Origin of the sequence: uncultured Anaerococcus sp., from assembly GCF_963510915.1 — a bacterium.
GTDB lineage: Bacteria > Bacillota > Clostridia > Tissierellales > Peptoniphilaceae > Anaerococcus.
In genome coordinates, this window is sequence record NZ_CAUPHG010000022.1 from 1 (window position 1) to 22,397 (window position 22,397).

Below are 22,397 nucleotides of genomic sequence, written 5' to 3' on the forward strand. Positions count from 1 at the left end.
TTATTCATAATTCACCTCTATTTTCCATTTCAATAAGCAATATAAATTATACCAGCTCAAATATTAAAATCAAGTTATTTGATAGATGAATTTATCAATTCTACAAATTGTTTATTTGACTTGGTCCTCTTCATCCAATCTATAAGTTCAACTATAGATTCTGTGGTGTTTAAGTCAGACTTTCTTAGCTTATAAACAGCTTCAAGCTCTTCTTTAGATAAAAGAAGATCATCACGTCTAGTTGAAGATTTTTCGATATTTATAGCTGGGAAAATTCTCCTATTTGAAAGTCTTCTATCAAGGTGGATTTCCATATTGCCTGTTCCTTTAAATTCTTCAAATATCATATCATCCATCCTTGAACCTGTATCAACTAGGGCTGTGGCAAGGATAGTAAGAGAACCACCATTTTCTATATTTCTTGCTGCACCAAAAAATTGTTTAGGACCAACAAGAGCTAGGGGGTCAAGACCACCTGAAAGAGTCCTGCCTGATTGAGGAGTCATTATGTTATAGGCTCTAGCAAGTCTAGTTAAGGAATCTAGAAGAATTACTACATCCTTTTTTTCTTCAACAAATCTCTTTGCCCTCTCAAGAACCATCTCAGCTATATCTATATGGCTTTGTGGAGGCATGTCAAAGGTTGATGCCGCTACTTCTGTACGCATCAAAACATTTTCTGGGTCCCTATATTCATTTACAAACCTTATGAAGTCGGTCACTTCCTCTGGTCTCTCGTCGATTAATAATACAATTATTTTTAGGTCATGATAATTTTTTTCAAGCGACCTTTCAATGTCTTTTATAAGTGTGGTCTTACCTGCTTTGGGTTGAGAAACTATTAATCCTCTTTGACCACGACCTATAGGACTAATCACATCAATTATTCTACCAGAGATATTTTTAGGTTCTGTTTCTATACATATTCTCTCATTCGGATATATGGGTGTTAGGTCTTCAAATAAATCCCTATTGAAGGCATCGGCTGGCTTTATACCATTTACTGTAGATACAAAAATAAGAGGGGAAAATTTGTCCTTATCGTGCTTTTCCCTGGCAATTCCTTCAATATAATCGCCTGTCTTTAACCTAAACATTTTAATTTGTTTTGGTGGAACATAGATATCATCATCTCCTGTTTCATAAAGTTGAGTTCTCAAAAATCCAAAACCATCAGGTAAGATTTCTAGGATTCCATCGCAATCAAATTTTGCTCCTAGGTCATTTTCTCTTGCTTCTTCTCTCTCTGCGTTCTTATTTTTTTCTTCTTCTTCAATAAGTTTGATTAATTCATCTTTTCTGTATTTGCTAACTGATTCTATGCCCAAATCTTTGGCAATTTCTCTTAGATCAACTAATTTTTTATCTTTTATATTATCCATATTTTTATACAATAAAGGGGCTTAAAAGCCCCCATATTAAAATCATTATTTATTAGCACTATTTTCGCTACCGAACATGTCTATTTTTTCTTCTACTAAAGCTTGAACTGCATTTGTTCCTGGAAGAAGAAGTTTTCTTGGGTCAAAGCCCTTTCCTTGTTGGTCTTTTCCAGCTTCGATATATTCTCTTGTTGCCTTAGCAAAAACAATTTGGCATTCTGTATTTACGTTTATCTTAGAAACGCCTAGGCTGATAGCTTTCTTGATTTGATCATTAGGAATACCTGTACCACCATGAAGTACTAGTGGCATTTTAACTGCATCAGAAATTTCTTTTAATCTATCAAAGTTTAGGCCTTGCCAATCATCTGGATATACACCGTGGATATTACCGATGCCTGCTGCTAGGAAGTCAATTCCACAAGCTGCAAGATTTTTACATTCTTCAACATTAGCTAGTTCGCCAGCAGATCTAACACCGTCTTCTTCGCCGCCGATACCACCAACTTCACCTTCTACTGAGATACCTTTTTCATGAGCTAATCTTACGATTTCTCTTGTTTTTTCAAGGTTTTCTTCAATTGGGAAGTGTGAACCATCAAACATTACAGATGTGTATCCTGCTTCGATACAAGCCTTAGCTCCTTCATAAGTACCGTGGTCTAAGTGGATAGCTACTGGAACAGTAATTCCAAGAGCATCATGTAGGTTTTTAACAAGGTTGGCAACAGTTTTGAAACCACCCATATATTTAGCAGCACCTTCACTAGATGAGATTATTACAGCAGTCTTTTTTGCTTCGGCAGCAAGTAGGATTGCCTTTGTCCATTCTAGGTTGTTGGTGTTAAAGTGACCGATTGCATAACCATTTTCATAAGCTAGGTCTAACATTTCTTTTGCATTAACTAACATATTATCTCCTCCGGGCTTTGCCCTATTTATTTCTATATATTATATCATACCTATCTTAGATTAATCTTCCAAATCTTTATAGATATTTTCACAAACGAGTTTTATTACCTCATCAACATCTAGGTTTTGATTTTCCATCTCTGCCCTGGTTGAGTATTCAACAATAGAATCTATAGCATCTTTTCCAACTGTAATCCTATATGGGATACCAATTAGGTCCCTATCATTAAATTTAACACCTGGACGCTCTTTCCTATCATCTAGGAGGACGTCAATTCTTTTTGCCTTCAATTCCTTATAAATCTTTTCTGCTACACTTAATTGAGCTTCGTCATTTGGCTTAATTAATGTAATTATTACTTCAAAAGGTGCAACACTTGTTGGCCAGATTATTCCCTTATCATCATGGTATTGCTCTACAATTGCTGAAATTGACCTAGAAATACCTATACCGTAAGAGCCCATTTCAAAATATTTAGATACACCATTTTGGTCTAAGAAAGTAGCCTCTAAGGCTTTTGAGTATTTGGTGCCAAGTTGGAAAATATTTCCTACTTCAATTCCTCTAGCTGACTTATATACACCAGATCCATCATAGGCCTCATCACCTTCTTTAGCCATTATCAAGTCTTCGGCTATTTCACCTTCAAAATCCCTACCATAATTAGCATTTATATAATGATAACCTGGCTTATTAGCGCCTACAACTAGGTTATTAATCTTTGTAAGTGACTTGTCTATGATTATTCTTGCATCTTCTATACCAATAGGACCTGTGTATCCAGCTGGTGCTTTTGTATGTTTTTCAATGGTTTCATCGTCAGCCATTTCTATCTCATGTTCTGGAACCTTTAGGTAAGAGATAAGCTTTGCCATATTCAATTCCCTATCACCAGGTACAAAGACAAAGACTGGTTGGCCCTGCACAACAAGGTCTATTGCTTTAGCACACCTCTTTGCTTCCGTATTTAGGAAAGAAGATACATCTTCTATAGTCTTTTTATCTGTAGTTTGTACTAATTCAAGGTCTTTTAATTCTTCTTCTAATGGCTTAATAATTGACCTGGCTTTTTCATCTGTATATGCAGAATTGCTATTTTCTGTATAAAGAATTACACCTTCACCACTTTCAGAAAGGGCTATAAATTCGTGTGACTTATGACCACCCATGGCACCTGTGTCACCTTCTACTATTTTGTAATCTAGTTTCATCTTGTCAAAGGCATATTCATAAGCTTCCCACATATTCATGTAGGCTTTTTCAAGTCCTGCTTGGTCTTCATCAAAGGTGTAAGCATCTTTCATAAGGAAGTCTCTTGACCTATTTATTCCAAACCTTGGTCTTTTTTCGTCCCTAAACTTATCAACTATTTGATAAAGGTTTAGAGGTAATTGTTTATAAGAATTAAGTTCGTTCTTGACTAGGTCTACAAAAGATTCTTCGGCTGTTGGACCTAAAGCGTATTCCCTATCGTGCCTATCTTTTAACTTAAACATTTCAGGACCAAAGGTCTCCCATCTAGTTGACTTATCCCAAATAACTCTAGGCTGAAGGATTGAAGTTGCAACTTCAATTGCTCCATAGCTATCCATTGCATCTCTAACAATCGCCTCGATTTTGTTTAAGACTTTTTTGCCTAGGGGCAAGAAAGAGTAAATTCCAGATGCTTGTTGTCTTATAAAAGCGCCTCTAACAAGCAATTTGTGACTAGCTGTTTCTGCATCAACCGGATCTTCTCTTAGGGTTGGCATATAATAGTTCGATAATCTCATTAATTCACACTCCTCATTGAAAGACCAATTCTTTCTTTTTTCTTATCTATTTCTATAATTCTAACACTAACCACTTGAGAATTTGTTAATTCATCATGTGGATTTTTTACAAATTTATCGGATATTTCTGAAACATGGACAAGGCCATCTGTTCCAACTCCAATATCAACAAAGGCACCAAAATCAGTTATATTTCTGACCTTACCTTTGAGGATCATTCCAACCTGTAGGTCATCAATTCCCATTATTTCTTTTTTGGTTAAAACCTCTGGATTATCCTCCCTAGGATCACGTCCAGGCTTTTTAAGCTCTGAAATAATATCCTTTAGGGTTGGAATTCCTACTTCTAGGTCTCTGGCAAGTTTTTCTATATCTATCTTATCTAAGTCCAAGCCTTGGATTTTTTTGGCTATCTTATAGGATTCTGGATGGACTGCAGTATTATCCAAAATTTCTGGCGATGATGGGAACCTTAAAAATCCTGCTGCTAGTTCATATGTTTTTTTGCCAAGTCCCTTCACATCTAAGAGGTCCTTCCTATAAACAATCTTACCGTCTTTGAAGTCTTCTTCTATTCTCTTAGCGAGGTTTTGATTAAGACCAGATACATAGGATAAAAGCTTATAAGATGCATTGTTTATTGCAACACCAACTTCATTTACTGCATCTTCCACAACCTTCGATAGCTCTTCATCAAGTTTTTTCCCATCAAGGTCATGTTGGTACTGGCCAACTCCTATGTGTTTCGGTTCAATTTTTACAAGTTCGGCCATAGGGTCTTGAAGACGCCTTGCCATAGATATTGCGCCCCTAATTGTAACATCAAGATCTGGAAATTCCTCTTCTCCTAGGCTTGAAGCAGAATAAACGCTGGCCCCAGCCTCATTTACAATAGCGTATGAAACGCCTTCTACTTCCTTAATTAATTTATCAACAACAAGTTCTGTTTCCCTAGAAGCTGTAGCATTACCAAGGGCAATAAGACTTACACCATGTTTTTTAATTAAGGCTTTTAAAGTAGCAATGGCTTCTTTTTCTTTCTTGTGGGGCTCGACTGGGTATATTACGGCCTGGTCTAAAAACTTTCCATTTTTATCAACAACTGCCACCTTGCACCCTGTCCTAAAACCGGGGTCAAGACCCATTACAACCTGGCCCTTGATAGGCCTTTGTAAAAGATAAGGTTTTAAATTATTACCGAAAACTCTTATAGACTCATCACTTGCCTCTTCTGTGAGCTTATTTCTAAGTTCTGTCGTAATTGAGGGAAGCATTAATCTTTTATAGGCATCATCTATAGTTAGGTCTACAAGTTCTTTTTGATAGGGATTAAAGTTCCTATCTTGGCTAAAAAGCTTATAAATTAGACTCTTGTTATAAGCATCTGAAAATTCGATTTTAACTGTAAGTATATCTTCTTTTTCTGCCCTATTGATAGCAAGAACTTGGAAAGATTTTAAATCCTTTAATTTTTTCGAAAAATCATGGTAGGATTCATAAAGACTATCTTCTTCTGCCTTTAGGCTTGTAATTAAGGATGCCCTAAGCAAACCATCACGCCTAATAATATTTCTTGCATCAATGTTATTTGAAATATCTTCTGCAAGTATATCAAGAGACCTAGTTAAAGCTTCTTTCTCATCTTCTATCCTTCTTGTAAATACTCTTTAGCAACTTCCAATGCCTCTTCTTCACTGCTTATATCTGTTAGAAGCTTTTTAAGGTAATCATCTAGGCCAAATTCCCTAGCTATATCTGCCCTTGTCTTTCTCCTTGACTTATAAGGAGCATATATATCTTCAAGGATAGTTATAGAGTTACTTGCAAGGATTTCTTCTCTTAACTCATCAGTCAATTGTCCTTTTTCATCAATTAACTTTATTATCTCTTCCTGCCTTTTTTCTATATTACGAAGTCTGCCGAGATTTTTTTCAATTTCTCTAATCTCAACATCAGTAAGGTTGCCTGTAACTTCCTTTCTATACCTAGCAATGAAGGCTACAGTTGAGCCATCATCAAGAAGTTTAATTACATTTTCTATTCTTTCTCCGTTAATATTTAATTCTTTTGATAAAATTTCTATAATTTGCATAAATTCCTTTAATTAAAATGTATAAGCTAAGTCAAAAAAATCTCGCTTAGATCATACAAACTTTACAACTTAATAATTTCCCTTAATAAAATTAATCTTATACTTAGGAAAATTCATTGAAATATCTTTTCCTGAAGGTTTTATTTCCCCATTTTTATCCATATCTAAGATTTGGCTTGGGTCAAAAAATACAAGTTTGAAATTCTCATTGACTTTTGAGACTACTGTTAGTTCAAACTTAAAAATATCTTTTTCAACACCATAAGCAATTAACAAATCAATAAACCTACCATAGTCATAGTCATTATAAGCATCAAAACTTAGGGTGATTTTGTATTCATTATCTTCTATGACGTGGAGCTTAGCTTTTTTACTAATATATGAATGCTCATCACCGTTTTCGAGGTTGGTTAGACTTATCTTTGTGATATTCGGGTTTGACTCCTCAATTAGTTTGATTACATCTTTATCTGTCAAATCTTTTTCAATATTTTTGAGAATTTCCATATCCTTAGCATCTTTGTTTATCTCTGATATTGATATAGAATTGGTTGGTTTTTTCTTTGTATCTTCATTTTCTTTACTGATTTTTTTAAAATCTTCTTCAACGTCGATATTTTTTCTTACAACTCTTCCATAATTTTTACTAGTCTTATCTTGAGGATCATAAAGGTAGGCCTTTATATCATCAAATTCCATGTCATCTTTTATAGGAAGTCCTTCCTTCTCAGTTAAATATAAATATGTCGAATAAAGTGTTCTAAAGGCCATATATAGGAAAGATAGACTCGTAAATAGTGACACTATATTTTTCGGTATAAAATTATTAAAATTAACAAGGTTAATAATTAGCATCAAGAAAAATGGCCTAATACCTGTAAAGGTCATAAAACTTTTAAGACTTGACTTATCCTCATCCTTATTAGCCTCTTTGCTAACTTTAATCAAAATAAGGATAACCCTAATTAAAAAGTTTACAAAACCAAGAACATATAAGCCTGTTATAATCTTATATGCAAGTGGATAAGAATTATAAACATCAAACGGTAGAGACTTTATTGTATAGTCAATAAGAAAGGTATTTGCTAGTAAATATAGGCCAGACTTTCTAAAAGTCCTTGATATAATAAATAACAAAAACATAACCACAAAGGCTACGATTGCAAAACCCAAAAATTGATTTTCTAATATTAAATTGTAAATTTGATTTATTATTATTTCTATGTCCATAATATCTCCATTATAATTATATCAATTTACTTGATTTTCACAATATTTATTTAACTTTTTTCAAAATAAGTATAAATAGTAGCTAAAGTAATATCCTGTAATTCAAAAAGTCAGTAGCATTAAAATTAAAGTCAATCCTGGGAAACTTCATTCATTACCTAGAAAATATAAATTTATGAATATAAAGGGTTGGAAGATAAAAAAAGCACAATTTTATAATGAAACCATAAATAAGAAAAGTAGATTCAAAAATAAAAAGACTCCCGAGGGAGTCTCTGTGTTTATGTAGTATATATTATTCTTGGTCGATTGCTTCTACTGGGCAAACTGCTGCGCAAGAACCACAATCAATACATGCATTTGCGTCTATTTCATATGCTGCATCGCCTTGTGCAATTGCTCCTACTGGGCATTCACCTTCACATGAACCACAAGAAATACAAACATTCTCATCTATTTTATATGCCATAATTTCCTCCTATTGTTATTATAGGATTAGTATACATCTTTATTCATCATTTGTCAACATTTATTATATTTTTATACCTAATTACGACTGATAATGATTATTTATACAAATTGATAATAATTATCACTTACATTTGACTAGGTCACAAGCCTTGTAATATTCCTCGATTTCCTCATCATCTTCTAGCTTAACTCTCACCTTACAAATTTCTTTTACAAAATCATTGGTAAGAACCATTCCAATACCGTCAGCTGTTTCAACCATAGTTCCTGGTTTTGGCATATATTTCTTCGCCTTTAGATAATTATCTTCCTCAAAAGATAAACAACACATTAGTCTACCGCACACACCTGAAATCTTTGCAGGGTCAAGAGTAATTCCTTGGTCTTTGGCCATTTTTATTGATAAGGGAGAAAAATCAGTCATAAATCTTGCACAACAAGACTTCTGACCACAAGTTCCATGAAATCCCTTTAATTTAGCATGATCTCTCACGCCTATTTGCCTAAGTTCTATCCTATTTCTAAATATAGTTGCTAAATCTTTTACAAGAGATCTAAAATCAACTCTTTTGTCAGCGGTAAAATAAAATGTAATTTTGGTCCTATCAAAACTAAATTCGCTATCGACAATCTTCATCTTTAAATTATAAAAATTAGCTTTTTCTTGAGCTATTTTTATAGCTTCTTTAGAATCTACTAGGTTTTGTCTATAAATTTCTAAATCTCTCTCATTTGCTTTTCTGATAACAGGTGAAAGAGGCTTATCAAATTTTTTTTGATCTATATCTATATTGGCCAAGACAATTTCTGCCAATTCTAAACCATTTGAACTTTCAACTATTACCTTATCCTTAAAATTCAAGGTAAAATTATTAGCAGAAAAATAATATATTTTACCTGCTTCTTTAAATCTTATCCCGACTACATCCATTAATTTGCCTGCCTTCTCTGTATATATTTAAAAATATATTTTCAACACTTAACTCAAAATTTATATTATTTCTAAATGACCTGTAAATTAGCTCAAACTTTTCCAACAACTTTTCAAGCCTAGTAAGATTAATACTTGTTAAAGTTTCAATATTATAATCGTAGCTAGTTTTCCCCATCTCGCCTAGATATTTATTATTAATTAAGTCTGCTAAGATTTTTATCAAACCTTCCATTAGACTTGTCTTATCTTCCTTAAAAGAAAGCAAAAATTCTCTTTCTTTATAGTAGGCTGACAAGTCACCAGCAAAAACTTTCGCAAATACTTGAGATAACCTATCAATATCTATATCGAACTTGTTATTTGTTGTATTTAACGATATTATCTGACACCTCGACCTTATGGTAGGCAGTAGCTTACCAATATTATCAACTGTAAAAATAATTAAACTATATGCCTTTAATTCTTCAAGGCTTTTTAACATGGCATTAGCAGCTTCTATCCTCAAATTTTGAGCATTGCTAATTATGTAGACCTTTATCTCATTATTAATCGGTCTTATTACCATATCCTTGATGAGGCTCCTGATTGTTCCTATATCTATAATATCCTTGCTAATAATTTCTATATCAGGGTTTGTTTCCAAATTTGTTCTTATACCATGTGATAAGAAAACTTTTTTTGCGAATTCTTTGGCATATTCTAGGTTATAGGCTAAATCTTCTCCTTCAATTATATAGGCATTAGATAGGCTGTTATTTTTTAGCTGGCTATCTAAAAGGTTCATAATTGTATATATTTTTCAACATCAATTATAAATATGGTTGCTCCACCTACGCTAATTTCTATAGGTACAGTTGAACTTATCAATGAGCTTTCTCCAGTTGGATTGATAATTGTTGTAGTTGTATTTCTCTTCCTGCAATTTTTTTCAATTATAGCAAGGGCTTCTTCGAGTTTTGCTTCTTCTACACCTATTAATAAGGTAGTATTACCTTTCTTCAGAAAACCACCTGTTGTTGAAAGTTTTGTTATTCTGTATCCCTCTTCAGTAAGAGAGTCTATTAAAAAATTAACATCCGCATCTTGTACTATAGCTACTAATAATTTCATCTTAATCCTCCAATAATTGATATATGATATTTATTACATCTTCTGTTAATTCATCTATAGATTTTCTCGCATCAACCTTTTTGATTTCGTCTTTATAAAGATCTGCCATTTTCAAATAACCATCAAAAATAGTTTTATGGAATGAAAAATCCTCATTTTCTAACCTATCTGGCGAAAAATTCGCTCTTTTTCTTTCTAAGGCTGTTTTATAATCTATATTAAAAAATAAAGTAAGGTCAGGTTTTAGTTCTCCTGTAGCAAAATCATTAATAGTTTTTATATTGTCTATGCCAAGCTTCCTGCCCAATCCTTGGTATAGAAGGGATGACATTACAAACCTATCGCAAATAACAATCTTTCCTGACCTAAGATCTGGAAGAATTTTTTCTGCTACAAGCTGAGCTCTTGATGAAGCAAACAATAGTGCTTCAGTCTTGGCATCCATCATGTAGTTTTCATTGTCTATGATTATAGACCTAATCTTTTCAGAAATCTCAGTCCCACCTGGCTCCCTGTAATAGGAGATAGAATAGTCTTTATTTTCTAGTAGCTCTTTAACTTTTTTTATTATTGTGGTTTTGCCGGACCCATCAGGTCCTTCAAAAACTATAAATTTACCTTTCATATGTATATTATACTATATAGTTACATTTTAAGTCTAGCTAATAATTTGAAAGACTTTTTGGCAAATAAAAAAACCATTGTCCTTCTTCTAAGACCAATGGTTTTAAAAATTATTCAGCGTCTTCTTCTTTTTCTTCAGTTTCGCCAACTGTTGGTACGTCTGCTGCATCAGCTACTTCAGCATCTTCATCAATAACTTCTTCTTCAGAAACTTCTTGTAGTGAGCATACTACTTCTTCGCTATCTAGAAGAATAGTTATGTTCTCATTTGCAGAGATATCAAGATCAGCTACAGTCATGTTGTCACCAATTGCCATTTCCTTAACATCAACATCTGCTGTTTGAGGGATGTATTTTGGTAAACATTCAACTTCGATATTTTCAAGGTTTTGTACAAGTACACCATTAACTTCTTTCATATCGTCTCTGTTTACAAGAACAACTGGTACAGTAACTCTAATTGGTTGATTTTGATCGATTGCTTGGAAATCAACGTGTAAGAATTGGTTTTTGTATGGGTGGCTAGCGAATTCCTTTATAAGAACTTCCTTGCCTTCGCCTTCAATATCTAATGTAATAATAGTAGATGTTCCAGCTTGTCTAAGTACTTTTTCAAAATCTCTAGCTGTAAATTGAACATTTACATTTTCTTGATTTTTAGCATAGATAACTCCTGGAATAAGATCATTATTTCTGATTTTTTTAACTTGATTTTTACCAGTAGCTACTCTTTTATCTGCTTGTAAAACTATTTTAGCCATTTTGCCTCCTTATTTATTCATACTTGCTAATTATACCCCATCCATGCCTTATTTACAATATCTCATCCTGTAATTATTCTTATATTTTAATTGATTAAAATTTGTCTTTGTTATAAAATATAAGAAAGACAATAAGGAAAGAATAATTATAAAGGAGATTTATATGCCAAGAAAAGGTAAATTCGGTACAGTTGATATAACAGTTCAAGGAAAGGAATTAAAAGTAGGCGATAAGGCGCCAGATTTTAAGGCTGATAAGATGGATTTAACCCCATATGATTTTTATGCAGAAGAAGGCGATAAGATAAAAATATTATCTGTCGTTCCATCTCTAGATACAGATGTTTGCGAACTTCAGACAAAAATGTTTCAAAAAGCAACTGAATTTTTCTCAGAAAATGTTGTAGTAGTCACAATTTCAAACGACTTGCCTTTTGCCCAACAAAGATTTAAAAAAGTTAAGAAAACTGATAAGATTAAATTCGTATCAGATTATAACTACAGAGATTTTTCAAATAAGTATGGTACTTTGATTGAAGAATTAAAACTTTTGAACCGCTCAGTTTTTGTTGTAGATAGGGACAATACTATTAGATATGTCCAATATCTTGAACAAAATACAGATCTACCAGAATATGAGGAAGCTATAAAGATTGCTAGAGAACTTGATAAATAATATTTACAAGTATTTGCTTACAAGAAAGACGGGAATACAATCATTCCCGTCTTTTTATAATTTTATATTTTTATATATCTTAACTTTCTGCATCTGTTTTAAAAAAAATTTATACCAGTCTTCCAATAGGCTTTAAATCATGAGTCCTTCCAATAAAGTAATGGTTGTAATTGATCCAATCCCGTTTTTACTGCCTAAGTACTTTAGGTCAAGTTTAGAAATTGAATCAAGGTCAATATCACCTAATATCTTTCCATTTTTATAAGTAGTTCCCACATCTACAATAAGTTGACCGTCTACAAAGTAGGTCTTATCATAATTTTCTGCCCTACCAATTGCTGAAATAAAAATATCTGAATTTTTAATAAGTTCCTTTGAATTTTTTGTAAGACTATTAATAATTGTAACACTTGCCCTTTGAGATGCTAAATAAATAGCTAGGGGGCGACCTATAACATTCGTATTATTGGCTATTACAATTCTCTTGCCCTTAAAATCGACATTCTCACTATCCATGAACCTAACTACAGCCCTAGCTGTCGCTGGTAAAGAATTTTTATCGCCATCAAAAACCCTTCCAAGACTTTTGTAGGTAAAGGAATCAAGGTCCTTTAGTTCTACATTTTCCTTTAGTAAGCTTAGGTCTTCCCCCTTAGCAAAAGGAGCTAATATAATAAATCCGTTATCTTTGTCAGATGAATTTATGTAGTCCAAAATTTCCTCTTGACTTTCATCTTGAAATATCTTATCGATATATTCAATTTCAAATTCTTTACATCTTTTGATTATAACTTGTTTATAGTGATTAACCTCTTCTGTCGGATTTTTACTAAGAAGGAGTATTTTATTTTTAAATTTATGGTTTTTTAACCCATCTATTATTTCTTTTCTTAAATTTTTAGTACTTAGTATTTCCATATTTTCCCTAAAAAAAACGCCCTAGCAATAGCCATGGGCGTATTATTTATAAAATTAGAATATTCTTCTAGCACCTACAAAGTCATTTTTGTAAGCTGGATTAAAGATGTTGTCATATCTTACACCATATTGTGGTGTTGATGCATGGACAAAAGTTCCATCTGAGCCTGTCATTATACCAACGTGATCAATTCTTCCGCCACTTGATGTGAAGAATACTAGGTCACCTGCTTGAAGATTGTTTATATCTACAGCATATCCATTGTTAAATTGGGCTTGTGAGCTGTGTGGGATGGTTACTCCAACTTGTCTATAAGCATAAGATGTTAGACCAGAACAGTCAAATCCAACACTTGGATCTGATGCTCCCCAAACATAGGCAGAACCTACAAATTGACTAGCAATATTTGCTGCACCTTGGGCACCTTGGCTTACTGGAGCTTGTTTATTAATCGCCTGTTCTTCTACAACTTGTTCAACTTGTTGAACAGTTTCTTTTACTTCTTGTTTTTGAGCAGCTTTTGCTTCTTCTGCAGCTTTTGCTTCTTCTGCTTTTCTTGCTTCTTCTTGTGCATTTATTTGATCAACTAAATCTTGTGGGTAATAATCAGATAAATAATCAAGACTAACGTATCCTTCATCAGTTACAAACCATGATCCTTCAACATATCCAGCAAGTTTATCTCCAACCTTAACGGTTCTAACTATATTATTAGAATTAGAAGCATCTTTTGATGATCTTATATTTAAAGAAGCTGTATTTACAAATTTATCAGAAAGTACAGGAGCCTCTGGTTGAGCTTGTTGTGCTGCTACAGGTGCTGGTTCTGTATTTTCGTTATATGTAGTAACCTCGTCTATCTTTTTATCGTCATAAACAACTACATCTTCAACTTCTTCTTGATTTTTGCTTTCGATATCTTCATCTAGATTTTTATCATTATAAACAACTACATCAGATATTTCTTTATCATCGTAAACTACAATATCATCTTCCTTTTCTTCATTTTCCTTTTCAGCTTTGATGATTTGTGGTTGTACAAGAGTTTGAGCTGTTTTTTCGATAATTATGTCTTTATTTATCTCTTGGCTAGCTTTTTTAGCATCTCTATCTTTACCAGCGATTTTTGTATTTTTTACATCTTTTGTATAATCAGACTTAACAAAAGAATAAGAAGATTCAACTCCTCTATCTTCTTCACTAATTAATGAATTTGTATGTTTATCATTTTCTAAATTTGTTACAGTAGTAGCATATGCTGTTGCAACAGCTGCCGATGCAGCTATAACCGTTAACGCTGCTCCTATATTTTTTTTACTCATATTAAATTACTCCTCCATAATTGTCATGAAATATATGTCTATCTGTTAATCTTATTTTGAAATCTAAGATAATTCTATAACTTTTTAACAAAAATGTCAATAATTAGTTACAAAAAAATTACACTTAATGGAGATTTTTTAATTATATTTTTGGATATCCTTGTAATTACCCAATATAAATAAAAAATCCACATATTAAATGTAATCTTTAAAACGTGAAATTAGATTTTTGTAACTAATTATGTAGTAAATATGTAAGGAGCAAATCTATAAGCCGTGTTCTGTCGTGGATAATCATCTATCTAGGCTTATTATTGCTAATAAGCTCAAGCGAACTACCATTTTCTGGACTGGGCCGAGCAAGCCTCCTACTGTCCCTTTTGTTCTTGCACCGGATGGGGTTTACATAGCCTGCCTATCACTAGGACAGCTGGTGAGCTCTTACCTCACCATTCCAACCTTACCAAAACTGGCGGTATACTTTCTGTTGCACTTGCCTGAGGATCACTCCTACTTGACGTTATCAAGCATCCTTGCTCTGTGGTGCACGGACTTTCCTCGTTGCTTTCGCACCGCGATTATCTGATTTACTCCCTAGTTAAGATACCCCTTTTTGTTGCAAAAGTAAAATTAAATAAACAACCTAAACCTATCTGTCTTTGAATAAGTATAAACTTCCTCTCCACTTATATCTTCTATTTCCTTAGCTAGCTTATAGATAATATGGTTCTCACTTGCGAAATGACCCACATCAGCAATTATTATTCCCTTATTTGACATATCCATAGCTTCGTGATACTTTACATCTCCTGTTATTATTAAATCACAATCATGGTCTATAGCATCTTGTATAAGAAAAGATCCAGCCCCACCGCATAGTGCAACTTTTCCAATCATTTTATCACAATTTCCATAGACAACTATCCCACTAGCTTCTAGTTTCTCTTTTACATTTTTAAGAATTATATCGGCTGCTTGTTTGTCAATGTATCCGTATCTGCCTAGTCCGACTTCCTTGCCACATTCTAGGCTCTTAACATCTCTTATTCCTAAAATATTGGCAAGATTATCATTTACCCCACCCTCTGCTATATCTAAATTTGTATGGAAGGCAAAGACCGTTATATCATTTTTAATACATCTTCTTAATCTGTTATAGAAACTATCCCTAAAATCAATTGACTTTGTAGGATTAAATAGATATGGATGGTGGGTTATGATTAAATTTGCTTTCTTACCCTCAAGTGCAAGGTCTATTGCTTCTTCTTCTAAATCTAAAGATAAGACTACTCCCTTTAATTCATCATCCGGATTTCCTAGCTGGAGGCCAGAATTATCCCAATCTTCTTGTAAATAAAACGGATATTTTTCTTCTAATTTATTAATTAATTCTCGAATTTGCATCTCTCTTCTACCTTTCTTATAGCTAAGAGTCTATCAGTAATTTTCTTAATCGCCATCTCGTCTTGAGATTTTTCTTTAATTTCTTCTAGAAATCCTTGATTTTTTGACTTATCTATTGCTAGTTTTTCTTTTAATAAGTCGCTCTTATTTTCTATATCAGTTAAACCATAATAAAATTCTTCATAGGATAAGTTTTGACTTTTACCGTAATAAACCTTCAATATATCGTAATACTTCCTTTTTTCATATGATAGAAAATCTTTTTCTATAAAAAATCCCTGGTCATTTAAAAAACGCCTTAGCTCGTAGGTATTCACATTAGATGCAAGTACCATGTAGTCAAGATTTTTCGCAAAGTCTAAACTTCCCTCAATAATTTCTATTATTGTATTGGCTCCCATTCCTGCAATTATTGCCACTTGGCCCTCTTCACTTGTTAATCCCTTAAAACCATCTGTGACCTTTGTTTTAATAATTTTCCTTAGATTATCATCTAACCTATCAACAAGTTTTTGTAGGCTAGGGGCGGATATATCTGTTGCAGTAATATCAGTTGAAATTTTGTTTTTTGCCAAATATAAAGGAACCAATCCATGATCGGTTCCCACATCTATAATTTTTTTATTTGAATCTAAGATATTAATAATATCTAATAATCTTTTCTTATCTTCCATTTATAAAAAATCTTTCAATAATTCACTTTTATTAGGAGATTTTAACTTTCTCAAGGCCTTAGCCTCAATCTGTCTAATCCTCTCCCTAGTTACATCAAATTCTTTACCAACTTCTTCAAGAGTGCGTGGAGTTCCATCGATAAGTCCAAACCTTAATTGGAGAACTCGTTTTTCCCTGGCTCCCAAACATGAAAGAACATCATTTAACTGTTCTCTAAGCATGGTATAGTTTGCAGCTTCCCCTGGGTCTATTGCTGTGTCATCTTCTATAAAATCACCTAAATGGCTGTCTTCTTCCTCACCAATCGGAGTTTCTAAGCTCACAGGTTCTTGAGCAATTTTCCTGATTTCAGATACCTTCTCCACTTCAATTCCCATTATGTCTGCAATTTCTTCGTTAGATGGATCACGTCCTAGGTCTTGAACGAGTTGTCTTTGGATACGAACAAGTTTATTTATGGTTTCAACCATGTGGACAGGTATCCTTATTGTCCTTGCTTGGTCGGCAATAGCACGAGTTATGGCTTGTCTAATCCACCAAGTAGCGTAGGTTGAGAATTTAAAACCCCTATTATAATCATACTTATCAACAGCCTTCATAAGACCCATATTTCCCTCTTGGATAAGGTCTAAGAAACTCATACCTCTACCAACATATTTTTTAGCAATGGATACAACCAGTCTAAGATTGGTTTCAGCAAGTTTTTCCTTGGCTCTTTGAGATTTTAAAATGTCAACTTTAAGCTTTTTTAATTCCGCTTCAGTAAAAGCTTCTTTATTAAGCATCTTCAAAGACATATTTCTCTTATCTATTATATAAAATAAGAAAGCTTCCTCGTCATCTGAAAGTATCTTTTTATTTTTGATAGACTCTGCAAATTCTGATGTTTTTAAGAGATTATCAATAATCATCTGGTCATTAGTCTTAATGGTATCCCTGTTTGCAGCCTTTCTTAATAGGTCATTAAAAGATGAATAAACCATGCTAACCACTTCATCATTTTCTATTATTTTTAACATATGGTCAAAGGAATCAAAAAGGTCACAAAGTATATTTGCATCTTTCCTTGATAGGTCATCATCTTCTATGGAATTTTGCGCTATATTACAAATAATAATCTTAGCATTTAATTGTTCTAATTGTTCCTTATCTAGGTCTTCTTCCATAACTTGCTTAAAAAGAGCCCCCATATTAATTAGGCCATCTAAGTCTTTTATGGTTTCCTCATCTAAGTCCCTATCTTCACGCAAAGAATCATTTGCAGATTCAATAACCCTGGCTAAATCACCAAAAAACACATCACTAGCTAGCTTATTTTTATTTTGTTTATTAAACTTATTTCCATGTATGGATTTATGAGCGATTTCTCCAGCATCCATACGCCTAGCCAAAATAATTTCCTCTGTTGCCGTTAATAAATCTACCTTACCTATTTCTTTAAGGTACATTTTAACTGGGTCATCAAGTTTAATGCCAGCTAGATTATCGACAGTCTTGTCTATCTCTTTTTCTAACTCTTTTTCGTCAATTTCGTCTTCTTGCTCATCTTCTTCGATATCGTCCTCGACTTCTTCCTCTTGATCAAGTTCTGTTTCGGATTTTTCTACAATTTCTATCCCAGAAGCGGTAATCTTGGCAAGAATCATCTTCTGACTTTCCTTATCCATGTCCCTAAAATCATCAAAATTAAAAATTTGACTATAAGTGATCATCCCATCTTGACCTTCACTTATGGATTCAAACTCTTCAATGATTTCATTTAGAAGATCATCTTCGAGCAATTTACTATCATCGCTGTTCATTATCTCTCCCCTTACTATTTATAGGCCTCTTTTTAAGATTTTTTCTCATTTGAAGCCTTTCATATAGGTTTATCTTATCTTTTAACTCACTAACTAGTATAGGATTTTTATCATCCATAACATAGTCCAGCATATATCTATAGTCCCCATCATTCTTATCGAACTTACTTACTTCCTTATTTATCAAGAAATCTCTAAAATTAAGGGCTTTTGGACTTATCAAATACTTATCAAAATAATCAGAGTTATTCTCATAATCTTCTAACTGATTAAAGATAAGTCTTAATATTTCTAATTCATGAGCGTTAATATCTGTCTTTTTTTCTTCAACCACAATTTTAGGCTCAGAAAAACTTTCTTTATTAACTTCATCTTTATGATGCTTGTTATTATACTTTGAAATAGCGCCTTTTAAAGTTTGCTTTTCAATATCAAACAAGGATGAAACTTTATTAATAAAAATTTCCCTAGTTAAATCTTGCTTTATTGAGGCAAGAAATTCAATGAATAAATTTAATTTTTCATACTTCTCATTATCACCTGCTTCAGAATATCCTTTTAAAATCTGATCATAGGTATAGTTATATTCATCAAGCGCCTCATCCATCTTCTTTTCAAAAGCTTCTTTTCCATATTTTTTTACATACTCATCTGGGTCAAGACCCTCTCCAAGTTGAATAATATTTACCCCAATTTCAGCTTCTCTAAATATTTCTATAGCTCTTTTTGTAGCTTTTATACCAGCTGCATCAGAGTCATAGCAAATGTATATATTATCTGCGTATCTTTTGCAAAGCTTAGCCTGCTCTACAGTAAGTGCAGTACCAAGACTCGCAACTGCTAAATCTATACCCTTATTATTTAAAGCAATAACATCCATATAACCTTCAACAAGGATTAAATCTCTTTTATTTTGCTTTTTAAAAATATTTAGCCCATAGAGGTTAAATCTTTTCTTGAAAACTTCTGATTCTGGAGAATTTAGATATTTTGGCATAGTCTTGTCTATAGCCCTGCCCCCAAAACCTATAATCCTACCATAAGTATCAATTATAGGAAAAATCACCCTATTTCTGTACTTATCGTAGTAATTTCCATTTTTAGATTTAGCTATTAACCCAAGCTCAAGTAGATCATCTTCGTTTATATTTTTTGACTTTGCATATTTTAAAAGATCATCCCAACCGTCCTTGGCGAAGCCCAACATAAAGGTGTTTACAATATTGCTCCTAAGTCCTCTTTTTAAAAGGTAATCCTGGGGTGCCTTTGTTGTTAAGAGGTTCTTATAAAAATACATCATAATATCTTTATTTATTTCATAAAGCTTTGTTCTTTTTTCGTTCTCAACTGGATTTCCATCGAAAACCAAATTAATACCTGCTTTATGAGCTAAATATTTCAAACCTTCTGGATAAGAAAGTCCTTCTTTTTGCATTATAAAAGAAACAACGTCACCCCCTGCTCCGCACCCGAAACAGTGGAACAATTGTTTCTTCCTATCTACTGTAAAAGATGGGGTCTTCTCATTATGAAATGGGCACAAGCCTTTATAAGACGAACCCGCCTTTTTAAGGTCAACATACTCACCAATTATATCTACTATGTCAGAATTTTCTTTTATTTGGTTTATCAATTCATCTGATATCAATCTCATCTTCTCACCTATTAGAATTATACTGTTCTTGTCCTTATAATCAATTGACAATTACTCTAAAATATGTTAAAGTAAAAATTTATCCTGTTTGCAAAATATAATTTATTTATTTTAATATATTTTTCCTAAATTTGTTTAAAAATATTGCTTATTTTCTTAAAATTTCATTTAATTTATAGTATAATAGATACATAAATATATACGACAGACAGACGAGTTTAGTAAATTGACAGAGGATTAAGATGGAAAAAAATAACGATCAAATTTTAGAAGAAGAGAATAGTCTAAATCATTTAGATGTAAAAATCTTAGATGCTCAGAAGAATGTATATGATAGAAAAATTTCTAGTAGAATTCAATTTCATCCATTTACTTATTTTTATTACCTAGCAGAGGGATTTGGCAAGCTTTCCATAGAAAGCGATTCTATAGAAGTAAATGCTGGAGATCTTGTAATCATAAATTCTAATATTGGCCATACCATATACCTTGATGAGAGTATAAATAGTGTTAAATATCTAGGGTTTGGTATAGAATCTATTTCTGTTGCAGGCTTTGAGAATAATGAAGCAACTAATATAAATTACTTTCATATAGACAATAGGGACAAAACCCTTAAATTCGAAGAGTATTTTGAAGATATCTTTAATGAATATGATGGCAATGATATTTTTTCCAAGTCCCTAGCTAACGCTATAGCTTCAACCCTTGTAATTAATCTTTTAAGAAAATATAGAAATTCTATTACAGTAAAACACGATAAAAAAGTTAATAGACAAATAGACTATATAAAGTCTTACATAGATTCAAATTACAACGAAGATATAAAACTTGAGGATTTATCTTCTATGGCCTACATGAATAAGTTTCACCTTATTTCAGAATTCAAGCAATCATACAGGATAACTCCTATTGAATATTTGATATTAAAAAGAGTTGAAGCTTCCAAAAACTTTTTGATTTCTACAAACCATACTATGGAAGAGATTTCTGCCCTTGTTGGTTTTAACTCCCAATCCTACTTTAACCAAGTTTTCAAAAAGAAAGTAGGCTTAACACCATCCCAATTTAGAAGAAAACACAGATTATAATTTTGCCACCTAGAAATCTAGGTGGTTTTTTTGCATAAAAAAATAGGGTTTCCCCTATTCTTAATAATCAACCCCTTCTGTATAAGTAGAGTTTGAATTCCATATTAAATATTCTTTTTGACCTGAATCATAAATTGCATCAATTTGATCCTGAACAGCATCTGCATCATAATCCATCCAATTTCCATCACCTAACCAAGAAGCAGTGAAATCCTGAATCCATGGTCGAGACAAAGGCTTGTAATCAAGTTGGCTAAAAATACTTTGCTCTTCTTCTAAGTATCTTTTAACAAGCTCATAAGGTTCAAGGTCAGGTTTTTCTATGTCAAAAGCATAAGCACCCCAGTGAGATGGATATATCATTGAACACATAATATCAGCTTCATTAGATATTTCAGAAAAATCTTGTCCTATACCACTAGCTCCACCTTCATAAAGAGCATAACCAAATACATCTACAGATATGGGCACACCATAGGCAGCCAAAGACTCTCTTGCTTTTCTCACAAATCCAGTTATAGCTGCTTCCCTCTTATCCCCTTCTTCCATTTGCTTATGTTCAAACTCTCCTCTAGAATATGAAAAGTTATCACCAAAGTTTTCAAAACCTTCGGCAAACCTTACATAGTCGTATTGGATTTCATCAAAGCCAGCCTCAGCCGCAAGCTCTCCTATTTCTATATTATAGTCTTGAACTTCCTTTAAAAATGGATTCACAAATACTTCTCCAAGGTCATTAACCCAAAGGCTTCCATCATCCATGGTAAAACCCCATTCCGGGTGAAGTTTTGTTATTACTGAATCCTTAAAAGTTGTTATTTTTCCAATAACATAGATGCCCCTAGAATGGAGATCATCAATAAGACTCCTAGCATCAGTTAACTTAATATTTGCGTACTTAATGTCTTCATTATCTGTTTCAAAATTTAGAGTTACATTTCCCTTAACATCTTTAACATCTATCACTACTGCGTTAAGATTGGAATTTTCTATTAGTCCAACTATCCTTGCATAAACATCTGGGTCGTTTATTAAGTCTGAGTTGAAATATAAGCCTTTTACACCATCTTTTGGATAATACTTACTTTTTTTATCTTTTAAAGATAGAAGCCTTGATGTATCATAATCCATACTATAATCATCAGGTGTAACTCCTATTTCATATGGCTCCCCAATTTTATTTTTCTTTATTTTTTTCTTTTTTGATATTTTCTTTTCGATGTTTTCACTAGTTGAAATAGCTTCTTTTAGCTCATCATCTTTCGTTTGTTTATTGTTTTTTGCACAAGCTGTAAAAATCAATACCATTATAAGGAATAGACTTAGAAAAGTTTTTTTCTTAAACATAGGTTCTCCTAAAGAAAAAAAGCGAGCCAGGCCCGCTTTTTTATTTATTGTTTAAATTATCGGTGATTTCTCCTCTCGAAGAAGCTTTGCTCCTTCTCGGAAAGTTTCTGAACCAGGCCTTGCCTCGTCTCAGAAATAACGGATGTTATCCATTATCACAAAAATATTAGACTATTTTACGATTTTAGAAACAACTCCTGATGCTACTGTTCTACCAC

Annotated in this window: 19 protein-coding genes, 1 other RNA gene and 1 pseudogene; 2 read left to right on the top strand and 19 right to left on the bottom strand. The window is 32.8% G+C overall.

The features are described 5' to 3' along the window. Positions 1–74 precede the first annotated feature (74 nt). The 11 genes and pseudogenes from rho to RQ893_RS03240 all read right to left on the bottom strand — a co-directional run bounded on the left by rho (position 75) and on the right by RQ893_RS03240 (position 11,289). Positions 75–1,382, bottom strand: a complete 1,308-nt coding sequence (gene rho, locus RQ893_RS03190) for a transcription termination factor Rho (protein WP_311481605.1) — start codon at positions 1,380–1,382, stop codon at positions 75–77. Between the two features lie 45 nt (positions 1,383–1,427). Further along, positions 1,428–2,294: a class II fructose-1,6-bisphosphate aldolase gene (gene fba, locus RQ893_RS03195; protein WP_311481606.1), complete on the bottom strand. Its 867-nt coding sequence runs from the start codon at positions 2,292–2,294 to the stop codon at positions 1,428–1,430. Between the two features lie 60 nt (positions 2,295–2,354). Then, on the bottom strand, positions 2,355–4,067 hold the full coding sequence (locus RQ893_RS03200) for a proline--tRNA ligase (RefSeq protein WP_311481607.1): 1,713 nt from the start codon (positions 4,065–4,067) through the stop codon (positions 2,355–2,357). Then, positions 4,067–6,159 (bottom strand): annotated as a pseudogene (locus tag RQ893_RS03205) (Tex-like N-terminal domain-containing protein). The gene RQ893_RS03200 and the pseudogene RQ893_RS03205 overlap by 1 nt, the downstream one beginning before the upstream one ends. Before the next feature lie 69 nt (positions 6,160–6,228). Further along, positions 6,229–7,389, bottom strand: a complete 1,161-nt coding sequence (locus tag RQ893_RS03210) for a hypothetical protein (RefSeq protein WP_311481608.1) — start codon at positions 7,387–7,389, stop codon at positions 6,229–6,231. Positions 7,390–7,684: 295 nt separating this feature from the next. Next, complete coding sequence (locus RQ893_RS03215; protein WP_311481609.1) at positions 7,685–7,858, bottom strand: 4Fe-4S binding protein; 174 nt, start codon at positions 7,856–7,858, stop codon at positions 7,685–7,687. A 123-nt stretch (positions 7,859–7,981) separates the two neighbouring features. After that, positions 7,982–8,791 (bottom strand): stage 0 sporulation family protein, encoded by an 810-nt coding sequence (locus tag RQ893_RS03220; RefSeq protein WP_311481610.1) that lies wholly within the window; start codon positions 8,789–8,791, stop codon positions 7,982–7,984. Beyond that, complete coding sequence (locus RQ893_RS03225) at positions 8,766–9,578, bottom strand: DNA polymerase III subunit delta (RefSeq protein ID WP_311481611.1); 813 nt, start codon at positions 9,576–9,578, stop codon at positions 8,766–8,768. Before RQ893_RS03225 ends, RQ893_RS03220 begins: the two co-directional genes overlap by 26 nt. Further along, positions 9,575–9,904, bottom strand: a complete 330-nt coding sequence (locus RQ893_RS03230) for a cyclic-di-AMP receptor (RefSeq protein ID WP_311481612.1) — start codon at positions 9,902–9,904, stop codon at positions 9,575–9,577. Before RQ893_RS03230 ends, RQ893_RS03225 begins: the two co-directional genes overlap by 4 nt. A gap of 1 nt (position 9,905) precedes the next feature. After that, complete coding sequence (tmk, locus tag RQ893_RS03235) at positions 9,906–10,529, bottom strand: dTMP kinase (RefSeq protein ID WP_311481613.1); 624 nt, start codon at positions 10,527–10,529, stop codon at positions 9,906–9,908. A gap of 109 nt (positions 10,530–10,638) precedes the next feature. Then, positions 10,639–11,289 carry a 50S ribosomal protein L25 gene (locus RQ893_RS03240; RefSeq protein WP_311481614.1) on the bottom strand — a complete coding sequence of 217 codons (651 nt, stop codon included), beginning with the start codon at positions 11,287–11,289 and terminating at the stop codon, positions 10,639–10,641. A 163-nt stretch (positions 11,290–11,452) separates the two neighbouring features. Between RQ893_RS03240 and tpx the strand changes: the two genes are divergently transcribed. Then, positions 11,453–11,965 (top strand): thiol peroxidase, encoded by a 513-nt coding sequence (tpx, locus tag RQ893_RS03245; protein WP_311481615.1) that lies wholly within the window; start codon positions 11,453–11,455, stop codon positions 11,963–11,965. A 132-nt stretch (positions 11,966–12,097) separates the two neighbouring features. Here tpx and RQ893_RS03250 read toward each other — a convergent pair whose 3' ends face one another. The 7 genes from RQ893_RS03250 to dnaG form a co-directional block, all read right to left on the bottom strand. Then, entirely contained in the window at positions 12,098–12,883 is a 786-nt protein-coding gene (locus tag RQ893_RS03250) for a bifunctional 5,10-methylenetetrahydrofolate dehydrogenase/5,10-methenyltetrahydrofolate cyclohydrolase (protein ID WP_311481616.1), read from the bottom strand. A gap of 54 nt (positions 12,884–12,937) precedes the next feature. After that, positions 12,938–14,206 (bottom strand): C40 family peptidase, encoded by a 1,269-nt coding sequence (locus RQ893_RS03255; protein WP_311481617.1) that lies wholly within the window; start codon positions 14,204–14,206, stop codon positions 12,938–12,940. A gap of 254 nt (positions 14,207–14,460) precedes the next feature. Next, an RNA gene (gene rnpB, locus RQ893_RS03260) (RNase P RNA component class A) lies at positions 14,461–14,800 on the bottom strand. Between the two features lie 36 nt (positions 14,801–14,836). Continuing rightward, complete coding sequence (locus RQ893_RS03265; protein WP_311481618.1) at positions 14,837–15,610, bottom strand: Nif3-like dinuclear metal center hexameric protein; 774 nt, start codon at positions 15,608–15,610, stop codon at positions 14,837–14,839. Next, the gene (locus tag RQ893_RS03270; protein WP_311481619.1) at positions 15,592–16,284 is read right to left on the bottom strand and encodes a class I SAM-dependent methyltransferase; all 693 of its coding nucleotides are present in this window, start codon (positions 16,282–16,284) and stop codon (positions 15,592–15,594) included. The genes RQ893_RS03265 and RQ893_RS03270 overlap by 19 nt, the downstream gene beginning before the upstream one ends. Further along, entirely contained in the window at positions 16,285–18,087 is a 1,803-nt protein-coding gene (rpoD, locus tag RQ893_RS03275; protein WP_311481620.1) for an RNA polymerase sigma factor RpoD, read from the bottom strand. It abuts the gene before it with no gap. After that, a complete protein-coding gene (dnaG, locus tag RQ893_RS03280) occupies positions 18,074–19,741 on the bottom strand; it encodes a DNA primase (RefSeq protein ID WP_311481621.1) in 1,668 nt (555 codons plus the stop codon). The genes rpoD and dnaG overlap by 14 nt, the downstream gene beginning before the upstream one ends. Before the next feature lie 242 nt (positions 19,742–19,983). Here dnaG and RQ893_RS03285 point away from each other — a divergent pair, with 242 nt between their 5' ends. Then, entirely contained in the window at positions 19,984–20,832 is an 849-nt protein-coding gene (locus RQ893_RS03285) for an AraC family transcriptional regulator (RefSeq protein WP_311481622.1), read from the top strand. A gap of 60 nt (positions 20,833–20,892) precedes the next feature. Here the strand turns inward: RQ893_RS03285 and RQ893_RS03290 are convergent, their stop codons facing one another. Further along, on the bottom strand, positions 20,893–22,179 hold the full coding sequence (locus RQ893_RS03290; RefSeq protein ID WP_311481623.1) for a putative glycoside hydrolase: 1,287 nt from the start codon (positions 22,177–22,179) through the stop codon (positions 20,893–20,895). Between the last annotated feature and the right edge of the window lie 218 nt (positions 22,180–22,397).